This window comes from Micromonospora sp. NPDC049081 (assembly GCF_040648835.1).
Lineage (GTDB): Bacteria > Actinomycetota > Actinomycetes > Mycobacteriales > Micromonosporaceae > Micromonospora > Micromonospora antibiotica.
The window spans coordinates 278,841-286,166 of sequence record NZ_JBEZEK010000006.1; the positions used below are offsets into that span (position 1 = coordinate 278,841).

The window sequence follows — 7,326 nt, forward strand, 5'->3', positions numbered from 1 at the left end:
CCGGGTGCTGGAACGGTGTTCGCGCAGCTCAAGCAGGGTGACGGCGTCACTTGGCGTTGAAGTAGTTGGCCTCCGGGTGGTGCACCACGATCGCGTCGGTGGCCTGCTCCGGCACCAGCTGGAACTCCTCCGACAGCTGCACGCCGATCCGCTCCGCCCCGAGCAGCTCCACGATCTTGGCCCGGTCCTCCAGATCGGGGCAGGCCGGGTAGCCGAACGCGTACCGGCAACCCCGGTAGTCGTTGCGCAGGAGCCCGGCCAGGTCGGTCGGGTCGCCGGTGGCGACCGTGCCGCCGCCCGGCAGGGTCAGCTCGGAGCGGATACGCCGGTGCCAGTACTCGGCGAGCGCCTCGGTGAGCTGCACGGACAACCCGTGCACCTCCAGGTAGTCGCGGTACTCGTTGGCGGCGAACATCTTCGCGGTGTACTCGCTGATCGGCTGGCCGACGGTGACCAACTGCAACGCCACCACGTCGAGCCCGTCACCCCTCGGGCAGAAGAAGTCGGCCAGGCAGAGCCGGCGTTCCTGCCGCTGCCGGGGGAACGAGAACCGGGCCCGCTCGCTGTTGCCGTTCTCGTCCAGGATCACCAGGTCGTTGCCCTCGGAGTACGCCGGGAAGTAGCCGTACACCACGGCCGCCTCCAGCACCTGGTCGGCGATGAGCCGGTCCAGCCAGTACCGCAGCCGGGGCCGCCCCTCGGTCTCCACCAACTCCTCGTACGACGGGCCCTGGCCGCCCCGTGACCCGCGCAGCCCCCACTGGCCGAGGAAGGTGGCCCGCTCGTCCAGCAGGGAGGCGTAGTCGGCCAGCGGCACCCCCTTGACCACCCGGGTGCCGAAGAACGGCGGGGTGGGCACGGCCACGTCGGTCGCCACGTCGGAGCGGACCGAGGCGTCGTCCAGCTCCGGCAGCACCTCGGTGACCATGGTGCGCTGCTTCTCCCGGCGGGCCCGCCGGGCCGCCAACGCGGCCTCCCGCTCCGGGTCGATCACGGGTGCGCCACCGCGCTTGGCGGTCATCACCCGGTCCATCAGGGCCAACCCCTCGAAGGCGTCCCGCGCGTAGTGCACCTGGCCGGGGAACATCGCCCGCAGGTCGTCCTCGACGTACGCGCGGGTCAGCGCCGCCCCGCCCAGCAGCACCGGCCACCGCTCGGCCACCCCGCGCGAGGCCATCTCGGCGAGGTTCTCCTTCATGATGACGGTGCTCTTGACCAGCAGCCCGGACATCCCGATCGCGTCGGCGCGGTGCTCCTCGGCGGCGTCGAGGATCGCGGCGATCGGCTGCTTGATGCCGATGTTGACGACCTCGTAGCCGTTGTTGGACAGGATGATGTCGACCAGGTTCTTGCCGATGTCGTGCACGTCGCCGCGCACGGTGGCCAGCACGATCCGACCCTTGCCGCCGTCCTCGACCGCCTCCATGTGCGGCTCCAGGTAGGCCACCGCCGTCTTCATCACCTCGGCGGACTGGAGCACGAACGGCAGCTGCATCTGCCCGGAGCCGAACAGCTCACCGACGACCTTCATCCCGTCCAGCAGGATGTCGTTGATGATGGACAGCGGGCTGCGCCCCTGCGCCATCGCGGTGTCCAGGTCGGCCTCCAGGCCGTTGCGCTCGCCGTCGATGATCCGCCGCTTGAGCCGCTCGTCCAGCGGCAACCCGGCCAGCTCCTCGGCCCGGGTGGCCCGCGCCGAGGCCGCGTCGACACCCTCGAACGCCTGGATGAACCGCTGCACCGGGTCGTAGCCCTCGCGCCGCCGGTCGTAGATCAGGTCGAGGGCGACCTCCCGCTGCGCCTCGGGGATCTTGGACATCGGCAGGATCTTGCTGGCGTGCACGATCGCCGAGGTCAGACCCGCCTGCACGCACTCGTGCAGGAACACCGAGTTGAGCACCTGCCGGGCGGCCGGGTTGAGCCCGAACGACACGTTGGAGATGCCCAGGGTGAAGTTGACCCCCGGGTAGCGGGCGGCGATCTCCCGGATCGCCTCGATGGTCTCGATGCCGTCGCGGCGGGTCTCCTCCTGGCCGGTGGCGATCGGGAAGGTCAGCGCGTCGATGAGGATGTCCCCCCGGTCCATCCCCCACCGGCCGGTCAGGTCGTCGATCAGCCGGGCCGCGACCCGGACCTTCCACTCCCGGGTACGGGCCTGCCCCTCCTCGTCGATGAGCAGCGCCACCACGGCCGCGCCGTGCTCGGCGATCACCGGCATCACCCGGGCGTAGCGGGAGTCGGGGCCGTCGCCGTCCTCGAAGTTGACCGAGTTGACCACGCAGCGCCCACCGAGCATCTCCAGCCCGGCTTCGATGACCTGCGGCTCGGTGGAGTCCAGCATGATCGGCAGGGTGGACGCGGTGGCGAACCGGCCGGCCAGCTCCCGCATGTCCTGGGTGCCGTCGCGGCCGACGTAGTCGACGCACAGGTCGAGCAGGTGCGAGCCGTCGCGGGCCTGGCTGCGGGCCACCTCGACGCACGCCTGCCAGTCGGCGGCGAGCATCGACTCACGGAACGCCTTGGAGCCGTTGGCGTTGGTCCGCTCCCCCACCATCAGCACCGAGGCGTCCTGGGCGAACGGCACCGGGTGGTAGATCGACGAGACACCCGGCTCGTGCCGGGGCTCGCGGGCGGCCGGGGTGGCGCCGTGCAACCGCTCGGCCAGCGCCCGGATGTGCTCCGGGGTGGTGCCGCAGCAGCCGCCGATCAGCCCGACGCCGTACTCGCCGACGAACCGCTCCAGGGCGTCGGCCAGCTCCACCGGGCTCAGCGGGAAGTACGCCCCGTCGGCGGTCAGCACCGGCAGGCCGGCGTTCGGCATCACCGACAGCGGGATCCGGGAGTGCTGCGACAGGTAGCGCAGGTGCTCGCCCATCTCGGCCGGGCCGGTCGAGCAGTTCAGCCCGATCAGGTCCACCCCGAGCGGCTCGATGGCCGCCAGCGCCGCCCCGATCTCGCTGCCCACCAGCATCGTGCCGGTGGTCTCCACCGCGACGTGACAGATGATCGGCACCTGCTGGCCCAGCTCGGCCATCGCCCGCTTGGACCCGACCACGGCCGCCTTGACCTGCAACAGGTCCTGGCAGGTCTCGATGATCAACGCGTCCGACCCGCCGGCGATAAGCCCGGCGGCGTTCTCCTGGTAGGCGTCCCGCAGCGTCGCGTAGGGGGCGTGGCCGAGGGTGGGCAGCTTGGTGCCGGGGCCGATCGAGCCGAGCACGAACCGGGGCCGCTCGGCCGTGGTGTACGCGTCGGCGGCCTCCCGGGCGATCCGTGCGCCGGCCTCCGACAGCTCCCGGATGCGCTCCGGGATGTCGTACTCGGCGAGGTTGGCGAGGTTGGCACCGAACGTGTTCGTCTCGACACAGTCCGCGCCGGCCGCCAGGTATTCCTCGTGCACACCGCGCACCACGTCGGGTCGGGTCACGTTGAGGATCTCGTTGCAACCCTCCAGCCCCTCGAAGTCGTCGAGGCTCAGGTCAGCCGCCTGGAGCATCGTCCCCATCGCGCCATCGGCGATGAGGATCCGGTCGGCCAGCACATCCCGCAACGAAGTCCGCACAGGTTCAGGTTAGTGCGAGGATCCCGACGATTGTCGACGCCCGGCCCCGTCCCACTATGTGTCCATCCGCTCATCGGGTCGGTTCGTACCGGTTCGGGGGCGGGGTGGGTCGGCGGACCGGCGCGGCCGACGGGCCACGCGCCGCGCCGGGACGTAGGCTGGCGGACGTGAAGGACAACAGGGACGCCACCGTGCACGGCGGGCGGGTGACCGGGTCGACCCCCGGCACCGTCGGCGACGAGCGGGGCGAGGTGACGGCGTGACCGAGTTCGACGGGCTGCCGGTGCTGCGGTCCCCGGTGGCGATCGCCGCCTTCGAGGGGTGGAACGACGCCGCGGACGCCTCCACCGCCGCCGTGGAACACCTGGAGCAGGTCTGGCAGGCCCGGCAGATCACCGAGATCGACCCGGAGGAGTTCTACGACTTCCAGGTCAGTCGGCCGACGATCACGATGTCCGACGGCGAGACCCGCCGGGTGGAGTGGCCCACCACCAAGTTCGTGGTGGCCAGCCCCGAGGGCACCGAACGCGACGTGGTGCTGATCCGGGGCATCGAGCCGAGCATGCGGTGGCGCACCTTCTGCGAACAGGTGCTGGAGATCTGCCACAGCCTGGAGGTCGAGCGGGTGGTGCTGTTGGGCGCGTTGCTGGCCGACGTGCCGTACACCCGGCCGTTGCCGATCAGCGGCAGCGCCTCCGACGCCCAGGCCGCCCAGCGCTACCAGCTCACCCCCACCCGCTACGACGGGCCCACCGGCATCGTCGGGGTGCTCCAGGATGCCTGCACCCGGGCCGAGGTCGACGCGGTGTCGTTCTGGGTGCACGTGCCGCACTACGCCAACAACCCGCCCTGCCCGAAGGCCACCCTCGCCCTGCTGCACCGGGTGGAGGAGGTGCTCGACCTGCCGGTCCCGATGGCCGACCTGGCCGAGGAGGCCGCCGAGTGGGAGCAGCGGGTCCGCAGCGCCGCCGAGCAGGACGCCGAGCTGGGTGAGTACGTCCGCGAGCTGGAGGAACGGGTCGGTGACGCGGGCATCACGCCGTTGACCGGTGACGAGATCGCCCAGGAGTTCGAGAAATACCTGCGCCGCCGGGGTGGTTCCGCCGGCCCCACCGCCGGCTCCTGGTAGTCGTTCCTCGCATTCCTGGTAGTCGTCTTTCGGGTTTCTGGCAGTCGTCTTCGAAAGGCCCCGGGCGTCGTGGCGTCCGGGGCCTTTCGGCGTGTCCGGGGTGGCGTCGTCACGCTCTCTAGGGCATCCTAGGAACCTAGCTATCAGGAGGAGGCGGGCGTGCAGATCAACCCGGGGACCGCCGAGTTCCCGCACCGACAGATCGCCGCGCAGCTCAAGGCCCAGGTGCGCCGGGGCGACTGGGGGCCGGGCGAGCGGCTGCCGTCCATCCCGGCCATCGCCGAGCTGTTCGGGGTCGCGAAGCAGACCGTGCAGCGCGCCATCGACCAGCTGCGGGTCGAGGGCATCCTGATCACCAAACCCGGCTCCGGTACGTACGTGCGGGGCACCCGGCGGCGACTCAACCGGCTCTCCCGGGGCCGGTACGGCGGCTTCCGGGGCTACCACGCCGACCTCGCCGCCCGGTACCGCCAGCAGCTCGTCTCCGTCGGTCGGGCACCCGCCCCGCCCGAGGTCGCCGACGCGTTCGGGGTCCCCGACGGCACCGAACTGCTCTGCCGCCGGCACCTGGTACGCACCGACGAGTCCCCGGTGGAGGTGGGCGCGTCCTGGTTCCTGCCGAAGGACACCGCCGGCACCTCCCTGGAACGGGCCGAGGCGTTCGGTCGACCGCTCTACCAGGAGGCCGAAGAGGCGACCGGCCGGCGGTACACCACCGCCGCCGACACCATCAGCGCCCGCCAGCCCAGCCGGGAGGAGGCGGAGACCCTCCAGATCCGCCCCGACACGCCCGTGCTGCACCTGCTGCACGTCGCCTACGACGCCCACCGCAAGCCGATCGAGGTCGCCCAGGCCACCTGGCCCGGCCCGATGACCACGCTCACCGAGGAGTACCAGATCCCCGCCCCCGCGCCGGACCCCGACCCCGACCCCGGCCTGGTCCTCGGCTGATCCCGACCGGGCACCGCCCGCCGTCCCGGCCCCCGCACGGCCGGGCAGCACCGCACGGGGGCCGGGCGGCAGTACCGCAGGCCGGGCAGGGGTGGCGCGGCTCGCGGGACGGCACCGGGCGCACGGGGCCAGCCGCGCCTCAGGTGACGGCGGTGACCACGACCACGGCCGCCCCGAGCGCGACGACGATCAGGGAGGCGACCACCCCGAGCAATTCGGCGACCCGTGCCGGGACGGTGGCGCCCAGGGCCGCGCCGATCGCGGCGAGGCCGGTCTGCCACAGCAGGGAGGCCAGCCCGGCAGCGACGACGAACACCCCGGGCCCCGTCCAACTGCCCGGCACGGCGTTCACCGTCCCGGCCAGGGCGAAGAAGTACACCAGGGTCAACGGGTTGACCGCAGTGAGGAGCACGAAGCGGACGTAGACCGGTCCGGCGGCGGTCCGGGCCGGACGCTCCCCACCGCCGCCGTTCCGCTCGGCACCGGTCCGGTCCCGCAGGGCTCCACCGGTGCCGTTCCGCCAGGCCTCGCCGGTGGCGTTCCGCTCGGCACCGGCACCGGCACCGGCGGGGCGTGCCGGGGCGCGGCGCAGGGTGACCAGTTGGTGGCAGCCCAGCCCGACGATCACCAACCCGGACAGATAGCGGGGGGCGTCGCCCCACGAGGCGATCACCGGCGCGAGCGCCGCCCCGGTCAGCAGCGCGCCGAGGCAGTAGAGGGTGTCGACGGTGGCGACGCCGGAAGCGGCGGCCAGGCCACTGCGGTGGCCACGCAGCATCCCCTCCCGGACGATCAGCACCCCGATCGCCCCCAGGGGCATCGCCACACCCAGCCCGGCGGCGAACCCGGCGACCGCCAGGAACACGATTCCATCAACCATCCGCCGAGTCTGGTTCACCCCGACGGGTGCGCCCGACAAATGAGCGGTGCCGACGTACGATTGTCGGTGTGGACCGGCTTGACGAGCAGATTCTCGGCATCCTCCAGGAGAATGCGAGGTGTTCGTTCAGTGAGATCGGTCGACGGGTCGGCCTGAGCACGAACGCCACCGCCGCCCGGGTCCGCCGGCTGGAAGACGACGGCGTCATCCTCGGGTACACCGTCGTCACCGGCCACGACGCGCCGGAGCTCCGCGGCGGGTTGGAGGTGTTCATCGACGTACGCCTCGACGCCGGGACCGACTACGAGACGTTCGTCGATGCCATCGCCCCGATCGAGCAGATCGTCGACGCGGTGCACATGACCGGGCCGTACGACTATCTGCTGCGGGCCCGGCTACGGGACACCGCCGCCCTGGACGCGTTGCTGCGTCGGCTCAAGAAGAGCTGCGGCGTGGTGCAGACCCAGACGCGGGTCGCGCTGCGCCAACCCGCCCCGCAACCCCGCAACCGGTGAACACCGCCCCCGGCACGACGAACCAACCACCCACCCACGCCTGACCGGCCCCCGGGTCCCCGTACGTCGATCATGGAGTTGTGGGGCCCCGCATAAGTCGCATAAGGGGGCCCAACCCCCACCACAACTCCATGATCGACGAGCCGGCCGGGGCCACGCGGAGTTCGGCCGGGGGGCGTGCCGTCGTGGTCGGGGCGGGTGGGGGTGGGGGTGGGGGTGGGGGTGGGGGTGGGGGTGGGGGTGGGGGTGGGGGTGGGGGTGGGGGTGGGAGGGGGCGGAGGCCAACGAG

General features: G+C 72.1%; 5 protein-coding genes. 3 read left to right on the forward strand and 2 right to left on the reverse strand.

What is annotated here, in order from left to right; genetic code table 11:
* Positions 1-46: 46 nt before the first annotated feature.
* Positions 47-3,562 (reverse strand): methionine synthase, encoded by a 3,516-nt coding sequence (gene metH / locus AB0B63_RS12730; protein ID WP_357017648.1) that lies wholly within the window; start codon positions 3,560-3,562, stop codon positions 47-49.
* 259 nt (positions 3,563-3,821) lie between these two features.
* Here metH and AB0B63_RS12735 point away from each other — a divergent pair, with 259 nt between their 5' ends.
* On the forward strand, positions 3,822-4,691 hold the full coding sequence (locus AB0B63_RS12735; RefSeq protein WP_208566261.1) for a PAC2 family protein: 870 nt from the start codon (positions 3,822-3,824) through the stop codon (positions 4,689-4,691).
* A 159-nt stretch (positions 4,692-4,850) separates the two neighbouring features.
* Positions 4,851-5,642: a GntR family transcriptional regulator gene (locus AB0B63_RS12740; RefSeq protein WP_208566262.1), complete on the forward strand. Its 792-nt coding sequence runs from the start codon at positions 4,851-4,853 to the stop codon at positions 5,640-5,642.
* A gap of 139 nt (positions 5,643-5,781) precedes the next feature.
* Here the strand turns inward: AB0B63_RS12740 and AB0B63_RS12745 are convergent, their stop codons facing one another.
* Positions 5,782-6,522, reverse strand: coding sequence for a LysE family transporter (locus tag AB0B63_RS12745; protein WP_357017652.1), 741 nt, complete (start codon positions 6,520-6,522; stop codon positions 5,782-5,784).
* A gap of 68 nt (positions 6,523-6,590) precedes the next feature.
* On the opposite strand from AB0B63_RS12745, the gene AB0B63_RS12750 reads away from it, so the two are divergent.
* Entirely contained in the window at positions 6,591-7,037 is a 447-nt protein-coding gene (locus AB0B63_RS12750; protein WP_357017655.1) for an Lrp/AsnC family transcriptional regulator, read from the forward strand.
* The last annotated feature ends 289 nt before the right edge of the window (positions 7,038-7,326 follow it).

What these genes read in the sequence shown, in the direction of transcription:
- AB0B63_RS12745 (WP_357017652.1), bottom strand. Translation starts at nt 6,522, where the DNA reads ATGGTTGATGGAATCGTGTTCCTGGCGGTCGCCGGGTTCGCCGCCGGG.